Annotated in this window: 18 protein-coding genes and 2 tRNA genes; 4 read left to right on the top strand and 16 right to left on the bottom strand. The window is 36.6% G+C overall.

Annotated elements, in window-relative coordinates:
• Nucleotides 1-416 precede the first annotated feature (416 nt).
• On the top strand, nucleotides 417-1115 hold the full coding sequence (locus Q8L85_08280) for a hypothetical protein (GenBank protein MDP1724680.1): 699 nt from the start codon (nucleotides 417-419) through the stop codon (nucleotides 1113-1115).
• Between the two features lie 29 nt (nucleotides 1116-1144).
• Here Q8L85_08280 and Q8L85_08275 read toward each other — a convergent pair whose 3' ends face one another.
• From Q8L85_08275 to ftsW, 9 genes are all read right to left on the bottom strand, one after another.
• Nucleotides 1145-2254 carry a glycoside hydrolase family 3 N-terminal domain-containing protein gene (locus Q8L85_08275; protein MDP1724679.1) on the bottom strand — a complete coding sequence of 370 codons (1110 nt, stop codon included), beginning with the start codon at nucleotides 2252-2254 and terminating at the stop codon, nucleotides 1145-1147.
• 150 nt (nucleotides 2255-2404) lie between these two features.
• Nucleotides 2405-4075 (bottom strand): cell division protein FtsZ, encoded by a 1671-nt coding sequence (gene ftsZ / locus Q8L85_08270; protein MDP1724678.1) that lies wholly within the window; start codon nucleotides 4073-4075, stop codon nucleotides 2405-2407.
• Nucleotides 4076-4152: 77 nt separating this feature from the next.
• Nucleotides 4153-5400 carry a cell division protein FtsA gene (ftsA, locus tag Q8L85_08265; GenBank protein MDP1724677.1) on the bottom strand — a complete coding sequence of 416 codons (1248 nt, stop codon included), beginning with the start codon at nucleotides 5398-5400 and terminating at the stop codon, nucleotides 4153-4155.
• A gap of 23 nt (nucleotides 5401-5423) precedes the next feature.
• Nucleotides 5424-6335, bottom strand: a complete 912-nt coding sequence (locus Q8L85_08260) for an FtsQ-type POTRA domain-containing protein (GenBank protein MDP1724676.1) — start codon at nucleotides 6333-6335, stop codon at nucleotides 5424-5426.
• On the bottom strand, nucleotides 6323-7255 hold the full coding sequence (locus Q8L85_08255) for a D-alanine--D-alanine ligase (GenBank protein ID MDP1724675.1): 933 nt from the start codon (nucleotides 7253-7255) through the stop codon (nucleotides 6323-6325). Before Q8L85_08255 ends, Q8L85_08260 begins: the two co-directional genes overlap by 13 nt.
• Nucleotides 7256-7492: 237 nt before the next feature.
• On the bottom strand, nucleotides 7493-8410 hold the full coding sequence (gene murB, locus Q8L85_08250) for a UDP-N-acetylmuramate dehydrogenase (protein MDP1724674.1): 918 nt from the start codon (nucleotides 8408-8410) through the stop codon (nucleotides 7493-7495).
• Nucleotides 8410-9846 carry a UDP-N-acetylmuramate--L-alanine ligase gene (gene murC, locus Q8L85_08245; protein ID MDP1724673.1) on the bottom strand — a complete coding sequence of 479 codons (1437 nt, stop codon included), beginning with the start codon at nucleotides 9844-9846 and terminating at the stop codon, nucleotides 8410-8412. Before murC ends, murB begins: the two co-directional genes overlap by 1 nt.
• A gap of 37 nt (nucleotides 9847-9883) precedes the next feature.
• Nucleotides 9884-10948, bottom strand: a complete 1065-nt coding sequence (murG, locus tag Q8L85_08240; GenBank protein MDP1724672.1) for an undecaprenyldiphospho-muramoylpentapeptide beta-N-acetylglucosaminyltransferase — start codon at nucleotides 10946-10948, stop codon at nucleotides 9884-9886.
• Nucleotides 10941-12134, bottom strand: coding sequence for a putative lipid II flippase FtsW (gene ftsW / locus Q8L85_08235; GenBank protein MDP1724671.1), 1194 nt, complete (start codon nucleotides 12132-12134; stop codon nucleotides 10941-10943). The genes murG and ftsW overlap by 8 nt, the downstream gene beginning before the upstream one ends.
• A 413-nt stretch (nucleotides 12135-12547) precedes the next feature.
• Here ftsW and Q8L85_08230 point away from each other — a divergent pair, with 413 nt between their 5' ends.
• Entirely contained in the window at nucleotides 12548-13372 is an 825-nt protein-coding gene (locus Q8L85_08230; protein MDP1724670.1) for a tetratricopeptide repeat protein, read from the top strand.
• A gap of 483 nt (nucleotides 13373-13855) precedes the next feature.
• Nucleotides 13856-14761, top strand: a complete 906-nt coding sequence (locus Q8L85_08225; protein MDP1724669.1) for a tetratricopeptide repeat protein — start codon at nucleotides 13856-13858, stop codon at nucleotides 14759-14761.
• Nucleotides 14762-14987: 226 nt separating this feature from the next.
• Here Q8L85_08225 and Q8L85_08220 read toward each other — a convergent pair whose 3' ends face one another.
• On the bottom strand, nucleotides 14988-16085 hold the full coding sequence (locus Q8L85_08220; GenBank protein MDP1724668.1) for a phosphotransferase: 1098 nt from the start codon (nucleotides 16083-16085) through the stop codon (nucleotides 14988-14990).
• A 426-nt stretch (nucleotides 16086-16511) separates the two neighbouring features.
• On the opposite strand from Q8L85_08220, the gene Q8L85_08215 reads away from it, so the two are divergent.
• Nucleotides 16512-17222: a pirin family protein gene (locus tag Q8L85_08215; protein ID MDP1724667.1), complete on the top strand. Its 711-nt coding sequence runs from the start codon at nucleotides 16512-16514 to the stop codon at nucleotides 17220-17222.
• Here the strand turns inward: Q8L85_08215 and Q8L85_08210 are convergent.
• The 6 genes from Q8L85_08210 to Q8L85_08185 all read right to left on the bottom strand — a co-directional run bounded on the left by Q8L85_08210 (nucleotide 17212) and on the right by Q8L85_08185 (nucleotide 20393).
• Entirely contained in the window at nucleotides 17212-17844 is a 633-nt protein-coding gene (locus Q8L85_08210) for a protein phosphatase CheZ (GenBank protein MDP1724666.1), read from the bottom strand. The two genes, Q8L85_08215 and Q8L85_08210, sit on opposite strands and share 11 nt — an antisense overlap.
• Nucleotides 17845-17861: 17 nt before the next feature.
• Nucleotides 17862-18248: a response regulator gene (locus Q8L85_08205; protein ID MDP1724665.1), complete on the bottom strand. Its 387-nt coding sequence runs from the start codon at nucleotides 18246-18248 to the stop codon at nucleotides 17862-17864.
• A 14-nt stretch (nucleotides 18249-18262) separates the two neighbouring features.
• Nucleotides 18263-18721: a DNA starvation/stationary phase protection protein gene (locus Q8L85_08200; GenBank protein MDP1724664.1), complete on the bottom strand. Its 459-nt coding sequence runs from the start codon at nucleotides 18719-18721 to the stop codon at nucleotides 18263-18265.
• Nucleotides 18722-18961: 240 nt separating this feature from the next.
• Nucleotides 18962-19036: transfer RNA gene (locus tag Q8L85_08195), tRNA-Asn, on the bottom strand.
• A 69-nt stretch (nucleotides 19037-19105) separates the two neighbouring features.
• Nucleotides 19106-19179 (bottom strand) — tRNA-Cys (locus tag Q8L85_08190).
• 245 nt (nucleotides 19180-19424) lie between these two features.
• The gene (locus Q8L85_08185) at nucleotides 19425-20393 is read right to left on the bottom strand and encodes a hypothetical protein (GenBank protein MDP1724663.1); all 969 of its coding nucleotides are present in this window, start codon (nucleotides 20391-20393) and stop codon (nucleotides 19425-19427) included.
• Nucleotides 20394-20451 lie beyond the last annotated feature (58 nt).

Here is a 20451-nt window from a genome sequence, read left to right as displayed (position 1 = left end):
CGTTTATCTCCTAAATCTATCAAACCATATTCACTTTCAGACCAATTCATGAATAATGCTCCCTAAAAAGAAAACATTGTTGCAAAAATTATATTAAAAATCAATAGGTTGAAACACTTATGGGTAATGATATGCCCGCGGCTTGTCCGCGGGATCCATGCTGCAAAAGGTAGCTATAACTATTTATAGATACGTCTCAAACATTTTCTGGATCCCGCGAACAAGTCGCGGGACGTAGGAAGGGGGGGCGATGGTCCTTAACTTGCAGTGTTTTCAAGTTATTCTACTATATCTCTCATATTTTTTGAAGCCGTCATTGTTTAGTCGACTTTTAAATAAATTAAAATAGCGTGTTAATTTGTATAATTTTTGGTAACCTTTTAATAGGACGTCTTTTTGAATTATAAAGAGATTTTATGAACAACAAGCTGTTTCTTCTTATTAATTTTTTAATATGTTCTTTTTTAAGCTTTCAAGCCAGCGCTTTTATTCCCAAATCTATTGAAATTGATGAAAACATTTTTTTTAACGATATTCTTCTCGATGGTTTTTATAAAAATTGGCAATATTATCCTTTTCAATTTGAAGCTGTGGGTCTTAAAAAAATTATATCGATTAAATTTGTTCATAAAAAACCTAAATTAATAACGACAAAGGCAATTCAAAAAAAGGATGGCTGGTTTCCTGCTATTTTTAAAATGTGTATTCCGGATTTGCTAAATTTATATGATTCAAGTAATGAATTTAATAAATTGGATATATTGAAAACTGGTATTTTAGGTCGATATGCATTAAAATTTGAAATAATATACGAACAATACTTAAAAGAACATCTTGTTGTTTCAACGGATTATTTTTTTATGCTTTATAAGCAAAACAAAAATCAGCGTATTTCTAATCTAGAATCTAATTTTGGCAATCAAAGCGATATTAATATTATTCTTCAAGAAAAAGAAGCTTATTGTTCTGATGGAGAAGATGTTTTAGAAGAGGAAATTGAAACAGAATCTTTGATGAATGATGATTACCCAAAAGAAACATCACGATTTAACGCATATAATTTTTTAAGTTGTTTTACAATCTCTTGGCATAATATTTTCGGCACCAAAAATTAATTCAATGCCGATGATTGAAAACTTATAAATTATTCACGTCTAAGTATGCCTTTAAAAGCCATAATACGTTGATAAGATTCATCGATTCTTTCTTCTGTTAATTTGCCTTGGGTAATGAATTCTAAAACAATATTCCGAATACGTTCAGGAAAATTTATAGACGATACATCTTCATGACCCGCTTGCTGAAAAGTTATTTGATTATTGGAAAATAATAGGATGTCGCAACCGGCTAAAATGGTTTTTAGCACAATTTCTTCTAATGAATAATGACCCCAAATGGCTTTCATGAGCAAATCATCAGTTATAACAACACCGTTATAGCCAAATTCGCTTCTTAATTTTTCTTGAATGATTGGCGCGCTCATAGTTGCAGGTATTAAAGAATCGTCAAGTTGTCCATTTACGATATGGGCTGTCATAATGGCGCAAGATTGTTGATCTTTTAAATCATAAAATGGATGTAATTCTTTCTCTTCCCAACAATGAGTGACATTGGTTGAATCCTTATGCGTGTCTCCTTTAGCGCTGCCGTGACCTGGGTAATGTTTAAGGCATGTTAACACATTGTTTGCAAAGTGGCTTTTAATGAAAGATGTTGCATAAGCTGTTACATCAAATGGATTTTGACTAAAACTTCTTGCTAAATCCCCAATTGCTGAAGATGCCGGACCATAATCAAGATCAACAACTGGTGCTAAGTTGAAGTTAAACCCATGTGTACTTAATTCTTGTGCCATATTGTTGTAGGTGTCATTAGCTTTTTCAATTGACTCTTGTGCAACTTCTTTTGCGTTGGGGTAATTTGTAAATCCATTAGCTTTTTTAAGACGTTGAACGCGGCCGCCTTCTTGATCAATAGCGAAAAGTACATTATTATAAGGTTGATCAAAACTCTTTAGAAAGTTTGTTAATTCTTTAATTTGTTCAGCTGATTGGATATTATATTGGTAGAAAATAACGGAACCTATTAAACCATCCTTTATTATTTTGCCTATTTGTTGCACAGATTCATCTTCAGCACTAACACCTTTAAAACCAACCATAATCATTTGGCCTATTTTATCTTCTATTGTTACTGCATATATAGTCGAAAAATTAAAGAATGTTATAAAAAGGATAAGTGTAAAACGTTTCATTTTTATGCCTTTATTTTGTACTGTTTTGGGTTTTGTTGCAATTATAAATTGTTAGGTAGTTTGAATTGAGAGATATTAAGATAATTTTTGAATTATAAAAAAGGTTGTGGAATGAGTTGTTTCTAAAGATCAACTTATTCCACATGAGTTTTAATGCGATTTACGTCTTAAAAACGCAGGTATATCCAACAATTCATCATCTTTAGCTGTTGTCTTAGCGGGCGCATTATTTTCAGCTTGTGGCGCTTGATTTAAGGACGCGATGTTATGAGGTGCTGGATTGGAGAGGCCTACACTTCCCTGGCTCGCATTGCCTGTTCCCGCGTTTAAAGACCCTGTATTTGAATGGGTTGTATTCGATAAACCAGTATTTGGATTATTCACTTGTGTGTTTTGTGGGAAAGGCTGTTCATGGCGTGCATAAACATCTTCCTCTTCTTCTTTTTCTTGGCTGCGTGAACGAATGCCTGTTAAGCGTTCAAAAAGGCTTAGTTTTTTCTTTTCTTTTGGTTTTTCTTGAGGTTCCTGGTAGGGATCACGCGCATTATAGGCATTATCGTCAAGATCTTGAGGGTTGACGGCTTGCGCTGGGATAAAGCCATGTTCTTGTTTTGTATTTTGTGTGGATTTGGATTCGTCTATTATATTCATAAAGAAATCATTTGCTTTTGGCTTTTTAACGTTATGATCCTTATCAAGGGCATTTTTATCGATTGCACCAAGCGCAAAACGTTCATTTGCTTTAAGACTTGTTTGATCAAGATCAACTTGCATAGATTCAGATTCTGTTAATTTTGAACGTTCTTGGAACATGGAAATAGCTTTCTTTTCCATTTTCTTTTGAATATGGGCTTCAGCATCAATACCTGTTGCAACGACAGAAACGCGCATAATACCATCCATGGATTGATCAAAAGTAGAACCAAAAATAATATTGGCATCTGGATCAACTTCTTCACGAATGCGGTTGGCAGCTTCGTCCACTTCAAACAACGTCATATCCATGCCACCGGTGATGTTAATTAAAAGTGCGCGTGCACCTTTCATGGAAACATCTTCAAGCAATGGATTGGAAATAGCGGCTTCAGTCGCGACAATCGCACGTCTTTCACCACTAGCTTCGCCTGTGCCCATCATGGCTTTACCCATTTGGGACATAACAGTTTTAATGTCAGCGAAATCAAGGTTGATAAGGCCTGGCATAATCATTAAATCAGTGACGCCTCTGACACCTGAATAAAGAACATCATCGGCCATGTTGAAGGCATCGGCAAAAGTTGTTTTTTCGTTCGCGATACGGAATAAATTTTGGTTAGGAATGATAATAAGCGTATCAACAAATTGGGTAAGCTCTTCGATGCCACCATCAGCAATACGCATACGGTGTTTGCCTTCAAAATGGAAAGGCTTCGTCACAACACCAACAGTTAAGACATTGCGTTCTTTAGCAAGCTTTGCAATAACGGGGGCGGCTCCCGTGCCTGTACCACCACCCATACCGGCTGTGATGAAGACCATGTTAGAGCCTTCAAGGTGATCGATAATTTCTTCAGCTGCTTCTTCGGCGGCGGCTTTCCCTGTTTCGGGACGAGATCCAGCGCCAAGTCCTTGAGTAAGTTTTTCACCTAATTGAATGCGTCTGGTGCATAAATTATTGGCAATAGCTTGTGCATCCGTGTTTGTGACAACAAATTCAACACCTTCAAGGTTTGAGCGAATCATGTTGTTAACGGCATTACAACCCGCACCACCGACACCAAAGACAGTAATTTTAGGTTTTAATTCGGGTTCGTGGCTTGGTGCTTTTAGTGTAATGCTCATTTTAGATTCTCCATATTCTAACGTCACACAAATAATAAACTTGTCTTTGAATTTGACAATAACTATTTACTTTTTTTTCACTTTGATCGGCCAAAAAGTTTTCCTATCTTTGAAAAGACAGTTTTTTGGCTTTTTTTATCTAGGGAAGGTATTGATTTTCCATAAATAGATTTATTTTGAAGGGCATAGACCAAAAGCCCTACTAAAGTTGAAGAAGCTGGTCCCGCTTCGGTGATTTGAAGTCCAGGAATTTTAAGGGGTCTGCCAATACGCACTTGTTTATTCAGCACCATGCTTGCAAGTTCGCGCGTGCCTGGTAATTGGCTTGCGCCACCTGTCAGTACTACATGGCGTCCTGCCAAATGATCAAGACCGCTTGCTTCAAGACGAGAGCGAATAAGTTCAAATATTTCCTCAAGTCTCGGTTGGATAATGCTGACCAGGACCGATTTTGAAATAGGACCCGATTGGGCATATTGGTCATCACCAATAAAGGGCACGTCTAAAATTTCATTATCATCCATGGACATCAGCATAGCGTGACCATGTAATGTTTTTAGACGTTCAGCATGTGTTAAAGGGGTGCCTAAACCGCGAGCAATATCATTGGTGACGTGTGATCCACCGACGGATAATAAATCTGTAAAGATTAGATTCCCGTCATTGAAAACGGCTGTTTTGGTTGTCCCGCCACCCATATCAATAATGGTGACCCCTAAATCCATTTCGTCTTCAACAAGACAGGCAAGGCCAGAGGCGTAAGAGGATAAAACAGCCGCAGTGATATCAAGGTGGCATCTGGATATACAATTGGCGATATTGCGGATAGCGCCTATATTGGCGGTGACGGCATGAATATTGGCGGCGAGTTTTTGCCCAAACATGCCGCGTGGATCCCGAATACCGTGGCTTCCATCAATGACATAATCGGTGGGGATAGAATGAATGAGTGTGCGATCGGTGAGATCAGGTAATGTTCTGCCGTGATCAAGAACGTTTTTTAAATCATTATCATCGACTTCATGGCCAGCAAGCTGCACTTCAGCATGAATCATTTTAGAGCTTGGCTGACCTGCTGTAATATTAACAATCACATCATGTGCTGTTTCACCCGAAATTTGTTCGGCAGCGCTGACGGCGTTGGATATGGCTTGAATGGCATCTTCCATATCGATAATAGCGCCAGATTTAATGCCACGTGCAACATGATGACCAGATCCAATAATTTGCACCGAAAGATCACTAGAAATTTTTGCAAGGAGGCAGCTAATTTTAGAGGAGCCAATATCCAGAGCTGCGATCGTATTTGATCTTATTTTAGCCATCATAAATCTCTGTTTTAAACGTTTTATGCATTGAATCTAGCTTTCGGTGGTTTTATATCTGTGTTTGTTTTATTGGGAATGGTCTCGTTGGGTGCATTGGGGGAGGCCATTTTAATGATAAGGCGGTCTGGTAATCTGAAATCAATGATAGCGATATCGCGATCAAGCAATTTATGCTCTTGATCTAAAAGGGCCAATTGTGTCCATGCAGCCGATGCATTATTTTCAGGAAGTTTGACGATCATGCCGTTTTTTAAATGCAGATCCCAACGTCTTTTGCCGATAATAACGGCTGAGGCAATGAGTGATTTTAAATGCGATTCAGATTCTAAAATTTCAAAAAAAGAAGGTGCAAATTTGGGTGCATCTTCACCCACAATTAAGGGAATATTTTTGTATTTGCTGCGATCAACATCAGGAATGCTTGTCCCATTGCTATCAATTAAGGATAATTTTTCTTGAAATTGCCACAGAGCAATAGGTTTTTTTTCAGTAATAGTAACATAAAGACTATCGGGTAAACGACGTTCGATGCTGACATGGGAGATCCAAGGCAAAGCTTCAATGCGTGCTTTGGCAATGGCAGGGTCAAAAGCAAGGATTGGATCGCCGCTATTCACGCCGATTGCTTCTAAAATAGCATCTTTGGGTGTTTCGTTACGACCTTCAACAATAATATCACGTACTTGAAGTCCAAATTCAGCCGTGTAATTTAAAACATTTTGTTTTAATTCGGTGTATTTTTCGTGAATAATGCCTTGTTGCCATAAAATAGCTAACGTAATTAAAACGGCACACAAAATAAGACCTATAACACTTAAAAAAAACGTTTTAAAAATGTTTTTACGTTTACGCTCACGTATATGGGTTTGTCGACCTGGAGTCGGTTTTCTATCAAGGAAATCCGCTTTATCAACAAAATCTAAGCGTCGCATTTAGCTTCCTCAACCATCCATTGAATCAAGGATTCAAAGGAAATGCCATTATATTGTGCAATTTCAGGCACAATAGACAATGGTGTAAATCCCGGTTGTGTATTGACTTCAAGTAAGATGATACCATCCTTGCCTTTTGTGTCATCAAAACGAATGTCTGATCGTGTGACACCTCGACATCCTAATGTTTTATGTGCAATAAGAGAAATTTCTTTTGCGTAATCTTCTATTTCTTTAGGGATTGGGGCTGGCATTAAATGCTCTGTCATGCCATCTGTATATTTTGCTTCATAATTATAAAAAAGGCCCGTTTTGGGACGCAATTCAAGAATGCCAAGCGCTTTATCGCCCATGATAGCGACGGATAATTCACGTCCTGGGATGTAACGTTCAACCAGTACTATGGGATCAAGCATCCAATCTTTGGGATCAAAATTAGGTTTTGTATTTTCATGAACGATATGAACGCCAACACTTGAACCCTCAGAAACAGGTTTAATAACATAAGGCGGTGACATTTTGGGATTAGAAAGCGCATCATCTATCGTTGTAACATAACTTTCAGCAATGGGAAGGCCTGCATTTCTAAAAAGTTGGATTGCAATATGCTTGTTCATGGCAAGTTTGGAAGAAAGTCTGCCTGAATGCGTATAAGGGATGGCCATCATATCAAGCACTGCCTGGATGCAGCCATCTTCACCCCATTTGCCATGCAACGCATTAAAGACAAGATCTGGTTTTGGGTTTAAAGCTTTCACAAGCTGTTCCATATCACGATGAAGGTCAATGGATTTAACGTCATGACCTAAAGTTTTAAGCGCTTTTTCAATGCCTATAGCTGTTGTAAGCGAAACTTCACGTTCCGTTGACCAACCACCTTTAAGAAGAACAATATTTTTGCGTTCAATTTTTTTTGTCATTTATAATCCATCAATTATCAGATCGTTTTCAAAATCTTACTTTGTTCCCTGGACCAATGAGAGCCCAAAGGGCTCGAATGCGGATCCAGGGTCCAGAAGTACTCATGATCGCAGATCATGACATGCTTTAGAAAAAATAGAGTCATGCTCTCACGAGCATGTATTTTAGTCTGGACCCTGGATCTAACTCGAAGCTTTGCTTCTCGCTTGTCCAGGGAAACAGAGTGAGAAATCCGATTAAACCAGTCGTTGACCAATTCGTTTAATCTCCCATTCCAAAAGAATACCGCTTGCATCCAATACACGTGATTGCACAAGTTGCCCCAAGCTTTCAATGTCATGGGCTGTGGCGTCGCCTGTATTGATTAAGAAATTGCAATGCAAATCAGACACCATGGCATTGCCAAAACGTAAGCCCCGACATCCTGCTTGTTCGATAAGCTCCCAAGCTTTATAGCCTTTTGGATTCACAAAAGTGCTTCCGCCTGTTCTGGATTTTACCGGTTGGGTTGATTCGCGTTGGTTTTTGATGTGTTTGTTTTTATCCGCGATAATCTGTGGGTCATCCTCATAACCTTGCAATATAGCTGAAATAAAAATCCAATCTTGGGGAATGGCGCAATGGCGCATTGAAAAGCCCATATCCTCAATTGTTAGTTTATGCACTTTTCCTTTGGGGTCAAGGGCGATCGCGGATATAAAAATATCTTTGATTTCACGACCATAGGCACCAGCATTCATGCGTAAAGCGCCACCGATTGTACCGGGGATGCCGCTTAAAAATTCAAAACCACCAAGGTTGTGTTGGTATGCAAAAAGAGAAGCGTTGATATCCAGCGCGCCCGATCCGATTTGGATTTGGTTGTTTGTAACAACCATGTCGGTGAACCCTTTACCAAGTCTTAAGACAATGCCTTCGATGCCACCATCACGCACCAGCAAATTAGAACCAACGCCAATGGTTGTGAGAGGAATAGAGGTGGGTTTGTGAGCTAAAAAATAGGATAATTCGTCAGCATTTTCTGGTTTATACAGTAATTGTGCTGGGCCGCCAACCTGAAACCATGTTGTTTTAGACAAAAGCGCAAATTCACTTAATCGTCCCTTGACGTCCGGCATATGCGGCAATAAAGAAGGGAAGGGGCTGATGCTCATTAAACATAAGCCTCTTGGAATTGTGTTGTTGATCTTATTTTTTCGAGCGCTTCAGGGAGCGCATAAGCCCATTTTGTGACATCGCCTGCGCCTAAGCAAATAACATAATCACCTTTTTGCGCCATTGAATGCACAATTTCTGGCAAATGATGTGGATTTGGAAGGGAAATAACTTGACGATGACCATGCTGACGTAAGCCGGCGACAAGGCTTTCTTTCGAAATGCCAGGGATTGCATCTTCGCGGGCGGCGTAAACATCAGAGACGATGACGATATCGGCATCATTAAAAGCACTACAAAATTCTTCGAATAGGCTTTCAACACGTGTATAACGATGGGGTTGAAAGACAGCAATAATTTTGTTTTTGGTGGCTTGTCTTCCTGCTTTTAAAACTGCTTTAATTTCAACGGGATGATGGCCGTAATCATCAATAATTGTGATGCCGTCTACATGTCCTGTTTTAGTAAACCGGCGTTTCACCCCTTTAAATTGAGCGAGCCCTTCTATAATAACATCGTCAGCAAGACCTAATTCATGGCCAATAGCAATAGGCACCAATGAATTCAAGACGTTATGGTGTCCCATCATGGGTAAAAATATATTTTTAAGATGTTTAGGGCGTTTAAGTTTGCGGGTCATAATTTCAACGTCAAAACGTGCGCCTTCAGGCTGAAGCTGAATATTGTGTGCTCTAACATTAGCCTGTGGATTGGTACCATAAGTAATTAAACGACGTTCTGATACATGAGGAATAATAGATTGCACAACAGGGTGATCAAGGCATAAAACGCCAAAGCCATAAAAGGGAATATTGAGAATGAAATTCTCGAAAGCAAGTTTTAAATTGTCGAATGTGCCGTAATAATTCATATGTTCTGGATCGATATTGGTAATAACGGCGATTGTGGCGGGTAGTTTTAAAAAGCTGCCATCAGATTCATCTGCTTCGACAACCATCCATTCGCCTGTGCCAAGACGTGCATTGGTATTATATGAATTTATAATCCCACCATTCACAACGGTTGGGTCCATTTTAGCGGTTTCGAGAAGGCTCGCAATAAGGGATGTTGTTGTTGTTTTGCCATGTGTGCCGGCAACTGCTATAGCACTTTTGAAACGCATTAATTCGCCAAGCATTTCAGCACGTCTGACTACAGGGATAAGGCGCGCGCGTGCTTCAATCAATTCTGGATTTGTATCAGGGACATCTGAGGAAATAACAACAACTTCAACGTCGGCTATTTGGGATGCTTTATGGCCAATAAAAATAGGAATGCCTATTTTTTCTAAACGTTGAATATTGGGTCCATCAGATAAATCACTTCCTTGGACTTTATAGCCAATATTGTGAAGTACTTCGGCAATACCACTCATGCCAATGCCGCCAATGCCAATAAAATGAATGATACCAATAGCTTGCGGTGAATTTGTCATAAAGGCTGTCCTAATAAATTTGCGAATTCTATTAATACTAAGCTTGAATGATCAAATTTGCTAGGTTTTCAGCGGCTTGAGGACGAGCATTTACTTTTGACTGTGTCTTAATTTCAACAAGGTCTGTACGATTATGAAAATAGTGAAGAATTTCAGTTGCTAAGCTTGCAGGTGTTAAATTTTTTTGTTCAATTAATATACCTGATTTTAGGCGTTCTATTTCTTTTGCATTGATATATTGGTGATTTTCAGCAGAACTTGGTAAAGGAATATATAAAGCGGGGCATCCTAGGATAAGATTTTCTGCGATAGTGGAAGCGCCAGAGCGACAGATCATCAAATGTGTGTTTATTATTTTTTCACCCATTTGCTGAAAAAAGGAGGATAACTCGACTTCAGCTGAAAGGTTTTTATATTTTGCGCTCGTTTCTTCAAGATATTCAGGTCGTACTTGTTGGGTTATTTTAAGTTGTTTCTGAATGTCATTTGGCAATAAAGCAATGGCATCAGGCATAATATCGCTGAATATTTTTGCACCTTGAGAACCGCCTATGATAAGCATATTAAATTTATCTGTTGATGAAATAGGTTTTTGTTGGTTTTGAAAACTAAGTATTTCAGGACGAACGGGATTGCCAATATAAGTGCATTTTGATTTATTTTTGTCGCGAATGCCAAAGGTACGCTCAAAACTAAGTGCAATTTTTTGGGCGATAGGTGTAATAAGTCGATTGGCTTTGCCCATAAGCGCATTTTGTTCATGAATGATGACTGGAATTTTTAAAGAATGTGCTGCCCACAACGGGGCGAGCGTTGGATATCCACCAAATCCTATGACATAAGAGGGATTAAGTTTTTTGAAAAGTGAACGCGTTTTGAAAAAATCTTTAAAAACACCAATGCCTTTTTGGAATGAGCCTGTTTGATGGTTGATTGATAATCGGTCATTTAAAAGATCATCGGGATTAATGTATTGCGCACCGCGGGTGTCCGTTAAAATTAGGGCTGTGGCACCTTGATCTTTAAGCGCTTTTTCAAGAGCAATCGCTGGAAAAAGATGACCTGCAGTGCCGCCCGATACAAGTATAATTGGTCTAGTCATGGTGAAGGCTCGCTGCTGATTTAGCGCGCGTTGGCGTTTTTATTTGGTTAAGGGTTTTATTAATAAAACTATCACCACTGTCGCCGCGTCGTCTTGTGAGTGCAAGCAACATGCCGATATTAAGGGCAAGGGCGAGTAAAGACGATCCGCCATAACTCATGAAGGGCAGGGTCATCCCCTTAGTGGGAATTAAATGAAGGGTGGATGCCATATTAATAATGGCTTGTAAGGCAAATTGAACAAGCAATCCAGAAGCTGCTAATACAATAAACATATTGCTTTCATGCATAAGACGTTTTAACCCACGATAAAGAACAAAGGTAAAAAGACCTATAATAATCAAGCAGGCAATGAGGCCAAATTCTTCACCAGCGACGGCAAAAACAAAATCAGCATGGGCGTCAGGTAAATATTCTTTGACACGACCTTCACCGGGACCTCGACCAAAAATACCGCCGCGCATAAAAGCTTCAAGCGATTTTTCAATCTGATACCCAAGATTACTAGGATCTAAAAATTTGTCGATACGGCTTGCAGCATGTGGAAAAAGAAAATAAGCGCTTCCAATGCCAAGCACACCAAAACAGATGATAATGGCAATCCAAATAAACGGAAGGCCTGCAATAAAAAATTGGGTAAACCAAATGGATGTCATGACAACAGCCATACCAATATCGGGTTGAGACAATAATAATGCCATAATGAGTATAAAAAGACCAAAAGAATAGATTTTGCCTGGAAAATGAGGGTTTTCAAGACGATTGGCAATAAGCCACGCAGATAAAATAGCAAAAGCCGGTTTTGCAAATTCAGAGGGTTGTAAAGAAAGCATGCCGAGACCAATCCATCTTTTTGCGCCTTTAATTTCAACGCCAATCACAAGGGTGAGGATAAGTCCTATGAAAGTAACAGCAAATAGAAGAAGGGCTGCGTATTGAATCTGTCGAGGTGAGAAAAAAGAAACAAAAATCATGATGAATAGTGATGGTATTAAAAATATAAATTGGCGTATAACAAAATGATAAGAATCAAGGCCAATACGCTCGGCAACAGCTGGACTGGCCGCAAAAATAAGGATCGAGCCAAATACAATAATAAATAAAATCGTTGCAAGACTAAGCCTGTCAACAGTCCACCACCAGCGTGCTAATAAGGAAGTATCGTTTCGTGAAAATGATTTAATCATTATGCCCTTTCTATTTTAAATTGTGGAGGGTGTCAGATTGCAGGATTCGCAATACTCATGTATGAAGAAATACATTCCGTTTGTTTATCACACAATCTTTCTACCCACATTTTAAAATATAGTCGATAGTTATTGGAAGGATACAGCGTCACGCCTCACTCATGTATATAAGGATACACTTCGTTCGTTGTTTCTTGTCTGCTTCCCAATTCTATCGACTATAGTGTGGGCATATCTGTTTCGTTCAGAAAGAATTTCCCAAAGTGTATAATTTTTAGGTCAAAAATGATAGAGGGAAGTGGATAGGTCAGTGTTATTTCATTTAAATACCAAATGTGCTTGTTCAAATTTATATGGTTGTATATAGTCCAGTCTGAATTATCTGTAATTAAATAACTTTATCAGGATGGACTATGACCAAATATAAAAACATTTCTTCTTTGTTTATATTGCTTTCTGCATTTTGTTGTAATGCAGCATTTTCTATGTACGAAGATAACAATTCTAATCAAAATATTATTGTAGTAAATGAAAAAAATAGACTCACTGAACAATATCATCTTACTTTATTGTCAAATGATAGAACACAAGAACAAGAAAATGAATTGATTGATCTTATTTATAATGGAATTGTATTAGAATCAAAAATAGAGAAAGAAAAAAGAGAAATTCGTGATCTAGAAGAAAAAATTAAAAAAGACGAAAGATATTATGGATTATTAATTGAGTTCGATATGAAAGATGAATTAAAAGAACATTATGAAATAATATTAGAAAAAGCTCAATCCAATAATTCTTATGCTCAATATATTTTAGGGCTGATGTACGAGTTTGGAAAAGGTGTAGACAAAAATTACGAAGAAGCTTTTAATTGGTTTGAAAAAGCAGCTAATCAAGAATATGCTTTTGCCCAATATCGCTTTGGGAGGATACATCATTTTTATCTCCACCATACGTTTGGTATAAAGCGGGATGATAAAAAGGCCTTTGAATTGTATAAAAAAGCAGCTATTCAAGGATGTGCTCGTGCTCAATATGCGCTTGGTTTGATGTATCTGGATGGTTTTTATGTAGTTCATAATTATACAAAGTCCGTAGATAAGAATTATAGAAAGTACTTTGAATGGATTGAAAAAGCAGCCAATCAAGGATTTGCTTATGCCCAAACTGACCTTGAATTAACAATTTGTTTATTCTATTGGCGTAAAAGGTGGACAAAACATCTACAAAAATCATAATTTTTGTAATTTATCCTCCCTTTCCTACGCCCCGCGACTTGATCCTGAGAGATCCACACGAATTTAAACACAGCGAAATCCTAGGATTTCGTCGTTGCGATGAGTCGAAGACGAAGAAGCAATCCAGAAAATAGCCTTTAAAAAGCTATAAATGTTGATTTTAGGACTGGATTGCCGCGCAGCTTCGCTGCTCGCAACGACGAACCCGTTGATTTTAAGTGCTTATAATTTTCAAGCTCTCGCTTTCAAGAAGAATTTACCAAAGTGTATAATTTTTGGGTAAAAAATGATAGAGGGAAGTGGATTGGTCGATGAAGTTTAATTCCCAAATAAAAATTTATATGATATGAAATTTTGAAAATATAGCCAATTGATTATTTTAATAAAAAGAATTTTTTTTGAACGAATATGTCTTTTTTTTTGTTTACTATTTAAGTAGATTCATGTATTCGTAATTATCTAATAATTTTATGAGGCTATATCATGACCAAATATAAAAACATTTCTTCTTTGTTTGTATTGTTTTCTGCATTTTGTTGTAATGCAGCATTTTCTATGCATGAAGATGACAATTCTAATCAAAATATCATTGTAATAAATGAAGAAAAAAATAAATTTACTGAGGAATATTATCTTACTTTATTGTCAAATGACAGAACGCAAGAACAAGAAAATGAATTGAACAACCTTGTTCAAAAAGGACTTATCCCAAGATCAATTATAAGTAAAGAAAAGAGAGAAATTCATGATCTAGAAGAAAAAATAAAAAATGACGAAAGATATTATGAATTATTAATTGAATTCGATATGAAAGATGAATTAAAAGAGCATTATCAAATAATATTAGAAAAAGCTCAATCCAATAATCCATATGCACAATATATTTTAGGACTTATGCACCTTTTAGGAAAAGGCATTGATGAGAATTATGACAAAAATATTGAGGAGAATTATAAAAAAGCCTTTGAATGGTTTGAAAAAGCAGCCAATCAAGGATTTGCTGCTGCTCAAAAGGAACTTGGATTTATGTATGGTACTGGGGCATACGTAGAGAAAAGTGATAAAAAAGCCTTTGAATGGTATGAAAAAGCAGCTATTCAAGGACTTCCTAAAGCCCAATTTAGTCTTGGATATATGTATAATGTTGGACAATATGTACAACAAAATCTTCTAAAAGCTATCGAATGGTATGAAAAAGCAGCTAATCAAGGACTTGTTGATGCTCAATTTAATTTAGGAATTGCGTATTTTTATGAAAAGTCAGTGAATTACAGAAGGGCCTTTGAATGCTTTGAAAAAGCAGCTAATCAAGGACTTGTTAATGCTCAAGAAAAACTCGGATTAAAATCTTGGATTTCAAATTGGAGGAAATATCTACCAAAATCGTAATTTTTGTAATTTATCCTCCCCCTCCTACGCCCCGCGGCAAGTCCCACGGGGTCCATAACACCTATTGAAAAGCCTCGATAAATTCATTGGTTCACTTCCTACACAATGGATCCTACCAACAAGTCGCGTGAAGTAGGAGGTTTGTAGTGTTTTCAAATTATTCCATTATAATATCCATTTCGCGCAATTTTTCACCTGCATTCAAAATTATAATGTGTATTTTCGTTTAAGCTTTTTGCGCGCTGAATAAAAATGCAATTGCTTTTTTGCATTGAGGCTCATTTAAAAGTCGAATACCTTCATCAAATTCTGAGATAGCTAAATTTTGAAGTTCTTGAGGATTTGAAAAATCTACCAAACCTTTTCGAATGCGGGCTTCAAAAAGAGGATATTCTAAAATATTTTTATCATCGGGTAGCTTATTTACACCCGAAATATGTGCTAACCATAATCCATTTTTTAAAAAGGCAAGGGCTTTAAAGAGTGTAAATTTTGAAATTTGCTCTTCATTGGGTTCTTTCATAAAATAGGATGTTAAAAATGATTGAATTTTCGTATTATCATATATGAAAAAATTAAAGGCTTCGGCTAAATCTAAATAAAAAATATCTTGTGATGCTGTTTCAAAATCAATTAAATAGGCTTGTTTTTGATCAAATAAAATATTACCCGGATTAATATCATGATGTGTTGGCATAATGTCTTTTTCAAAAATAGAAATATTTGATTTTAATGCTAATTTTATGGTTTCGTATTGTTTGAAATAGTCTGTTTGGAATGTAGGTATTGGAATGTTCTTTGTTTTTAATTTTTCCTCAACATCATCCAACCATTCATAGAATAATTTTTTTCTTTGAAATGAATGACCTTGGTGCATCTGTCTTAAAGGCTGGGTGATTTTTCTAAAAAATGAAAGCGAATAACGTTCTGTGGGCCATTGATGGGCAATTTCTTCTAGAATAATGACGCCCAAAGCATCATTAGCAAGATAAACTTTGGGTGAATAACCTTCTTGAGATGCAATTATGACATCATGATATAAAGCGGAGGCGTCAGCAAAACTTCCCTTTTGAACGCGCGCAACTAAATTTTTTTGAAGATAATTAGAATAAAATTTATAAAGACAAGAACCTGCAACGCTTCTGGCTAAGGGCTCAAAATGGTTTGCTGCAGCATCTAATCCTATTTTAGATGAATGTATCGCCTGAAGAATTTTTGCATGATCATGAGCCTCTACATCACTTTTTATTGTATGAGGATCTGCGTGTATTGGTTTTGCTATGATTGTAGAAAAAATAAAAAAAAATGATAAAATGCGTCCCATTGAAGCCCCACTATGTAATACCCAAATAATCTGAAACTACCGTTTTTAGTCGATGACTTTTGGTCGCTTTTTGAACCAAAAATTTCTAAGGTAAATCAATTACCTGTCGTAATTTTTAGCATCAAAAATCACCTCAAATCTCATGCCTAAAATTCGGCATTTCCAAATCATCTGGCTATAGATTATAAGTATCTAATTTTTAAGTTTGTGGAATATTACTGGATTTATAAAAAAAAATCATGTGCTAATTTTCTGTTTTTATGGTTTTTTCATATTAATTTATCTGTGGAACATATTTTATAAAAGTGTTCTCGATAAATTAGGACAAAATGATTTCTTCTATTAATATCAGTCTGATTATATCATAAGAAGGGATACAAAAAATTGTTTTACCATAATAGTGCAAAAAAACAGATTGAGATCTAAATGGTTTACATAAGAAAATCTGAAGAGCGTGGGATAACTAAAACTGATTGGCTCAATAGCAAACATACGTTTAGTTTTGGACATTATTATGATGAAAATCATGTTGGTTTTGGTTCTCTGTTGGTTATTAATGAAGACATAGTGAAACCAAATGCCGGTTTTGGAAAACATCCTCATCATGATATGGAAATTATTTCCTATGTTCTTGAAGGGGTGCTTGAACATAAGGATTCACTTGGTACAGGCTCGATCATTCTTCCGGGCGATGTTCAGCGTATGTCGGCAGGTATTGGTATTACGCATAGTGAATTTAATCCTCAAAAAGAGGTGCCTGTTCATTTTCTTCAAATTTGGATTACGCCTGATAAACTTGGATTGACGCCAAGTTATGAGCAAAAAAGCTTTTTGAAAAAACGTGAATCAGGCCAATTAACATTGCTTGCTTCACATGATGGGTATTTAGATAGCCTGATTTTACATCAAGACGTAAATATGTTTGTTTTGGATTTAAATGCTGATGAGAAATTCACTTTTTTAGTTGAAGAGGGTCGTATGATTTGGGTTCAGATTGTACGTGGTTCTGTGCAATTGAATCAGCATATTCTACAACAAGGCGACGGCATTGGGATAAAGAACGAAACATCTGTGAATTTCCAAGGCAAAGAAAAAGTTGAAATTTTAATTTTTGATTTAATCAATATTAAGGATTGATTTTTTTAAGTATTTCATCGATTTCATCTTGTTTTTTCGCATTTTTAGGAAGTTGTGGGCCGAGCATTAAAGAATTATTAGGGTTATTGATTTCTTTTGCAATCGACTTAACAATACCTTTGCTGTAAGATGTAAATAATTCTTCAAGCTTTTGTTCGATATGTTTAAGTGTTTGAACAACTTTTAGAATGCGTTGACCCGTTATATCTTGAAAACTACATGCTTCATATATAAGAGTTATTGCTTCAGTTAACTTTTTGGATTCTTCATTATCAACGTTTTTTGCAATGAGTTCAATTTGCTCTGCAGCATCCATAATTTTATCTGCAGCATCCTCCGTTGCAATAACAACTGCATCAAGTTCGTCTGTCGCTTGAGGAATATCTTGGTTGCGAATTTCATATGGGATGTTGGCAATATTAGAGCGTGCATCACGAATATATTTTGTTAGTATGGAAATTTCATGATACATCATTTTGTCAAGGTCAGATATATCTGTTTCAAGTGCACCTAAAATCGATTCAACAATTTTTTCAACATGTTCAGAATCAGTTTTACCAGATAGTTTCTTTTTTAAAGCCGTAACATCAATTTCTTTAATGTTTTTTTTCAATCCAGACATTTTTTCCTCCAAAAAAATTAAAAATTACCAAAAATTGAGGTCATTTTACTTTTTAATGTTGAAGCAGTAAATGGTTTGACAATATAGTTATCAACCCCTGCTTCTTTTGCTGTCACAACATTTTCAGTTTTACTTTCAGCAGTGACCATAATGAAGGGGGTTTTTTTTAAGCCATCAGTTCCGCGCATATTTCGTAACAAATCAAGACCTGACACGGGTTGCATGTTCCAATCTGAAATAACAAGGTCATATTTTTTCTTTTGAAGCTTTAAAAGAGCTGTGTTCCCGTCCGTTGCTTCGTCAATATTATAAAAACCAAGCTGCTTAAGAAGATTACCAATAATCCTAACCATGGTTTTGTAGTCATCAACTACTAAAATGGGCATTTCAAAATCAATACTCATTTTCATGTTTCCTTTTATGATTTTGTAATAGATCGAAGGGTCCAGAGCGTCTTTTGATGGTAGGCTATACGTTCAATCATCATATCGTCAGTGACGGCATCATGGTCGGCAGATGCTGTAAGGCGAATTTTTTCAGCGGTTTCAATCATTTTAGTATGATCTTCGATAAGTGTTGAAATAATAATGCTTAAACTCGATTCAGCTTTAGATTCGCTGATTTGTGTAAGCTTTATGAAATCAGCAAGAGATGAAGGTGCATGTAACCCTAAAGTAAGAAGTCTCTCCCCTAAGGGATCAATAAAATCAAACAGATCTTTGTAAAGTGTTCCTAAAAATGGATGTATAGATACAAAAAGAGGATCTTTAAGATGCCAATGAAAATTTTGTGTTTTAACATAAAGCGTAAAATGATCCGCAAGAAACACTGACAGTAATTCTGCTGTTTTGCTTATGGCAATTTTAGATGATGGCATTTAAGAATCCCTTAAATTTTTTTATTCTTATACTTCTTTTGTTTCAAACTGTGGAGGTTGTCAGATTTCGGGATTCATCATGCTCATGTATAAAGAGATACATTCCGCGTGCCTCACCACTCATCTTTCTACCCACATTTGGAAACAATTCGAGTATATACAATTTTATCATAAAGAGTCTTTAAGGAAAAGAGGGATAAAATCAGCACATTGATTTTAAAGATTTGAGGAAGGATAAAATGGCTCCCCGGGCCGGACTCGAACCAGCGACCAAGTGATTAACAGTCACTCGCTCTACCACTGAGCTACCGGGGAACATAGCTTGATTTTTATCAGATTTTTGTCAGAATCTCAAGACAAAAATTAAAAAATTTAATCTTTTATTGGAGGCCGGAGCCGGAATCGAACCGACATACAAGGATTTGCAGTCCTCTGCATAGCCATTCTGCCATCCGGCCTTCAATATCCAATTTTTTCAAATTGTGCAGCGCGTAGACTTAGAAAATCATAAGATTGCTCTTTTCATGATTTACTTTGTCTTCTTGCCCATATTTTGAAATCTTTTGGGTATATAGTTTTATAAGGAAAAATTAGCTTTTGGTCAAGACGTGATAAAAACAAATATGAAATTTGTGCATATTTTATTTTAGAGTAAAGAGGGCCCCGTGTGAGGCCCTTAACGTAATGATGATGAATGGCTGCTTCATTCGTTAATATCGGCAACAATCATCCATTGTGTGTTCATATAAGGTACTTCGCTTTTAAGGCTTAGATCATTTGGATCAAGTAAATGTAAGCGTTCAAAATTACCGACGTAAATGTAATTAGAGCTGCATTCTAGAATATTGATCTCGCCATTAAGCATTGATAAATCATGATAATGTCTTTGGCACGCATTGTTTGATGCTTGAAGCCAAAGACCTTTTTGAGGCATGTTTTGGTTGATACCATAAATTTTACCATTTAGCGCTAAAACCTTGTTGCCAAAACCTGGCATAGGATTAGGCATATAGGGTCCATAAGGTATGTTTGGATTTTGAGGCAAATCATCGATGAGTGTATTATTGTTTTGGAAGAAGTAAATTTTGCTGTAATCAAATTGAACATTTCGTTCTGTTGATGTAAGGCCGCCCAAACCATCGGATGCAAAAGTGAGTTCTAAAGTTTCAAGCCCCATCATCATGCAAGGATTGTTATAAGGCGGCATAGGATTTGGAGGGCAAACAGGTGGTTGATTATTGTGGTAAATTTTGACGATGTTGTTGCTTACATCAAATTTGTCCATTGGCATTATGTCAAGAAGGTCTCTGGTATGAAGTAATTGTAAATCATGTGCATTATATATCCTCAATTGAGCATTTGGTTGTGGTTGTGGGCTTGGGTTGTTTGGATCATAAGGCATATTCATATTTTGGGGCATCATGAGTACAAAGACATGTTCGTTATTGGCTTTTATATCCATAATATTCCATGGCATGTCTGGCACTGGAGGGATTGGATTATTAGGATCCATGATGGGCATAAGGTTGAAATCAACAACATGTTTAAGGGATGAAAAATCTTCATCATACTTTAACAATTGTATACCATTTGAAGTAAAAACATAATTTTTAGCTTCAGATGCCGAATTCAAAGAAAAAACAGCTAACATTATACTTAATAGTTTCTTCATTAGTTTCTCCAGATTTGATGATTTTCTTCATATTTAATGTTATTTGTAATTAAGGTTA

Source organism: Alphaproteobacteria bacterium, assembly GCA_030680745.1.
Lineage (GTDB): Bacteria > Pseudomonadota > Alphaproteobacteria > JAUXUR01 > JAUXUR01 > JAUXUR01.
This window is presented reverse-complemented; position numbering and strand designations above follow the sequence as displayed.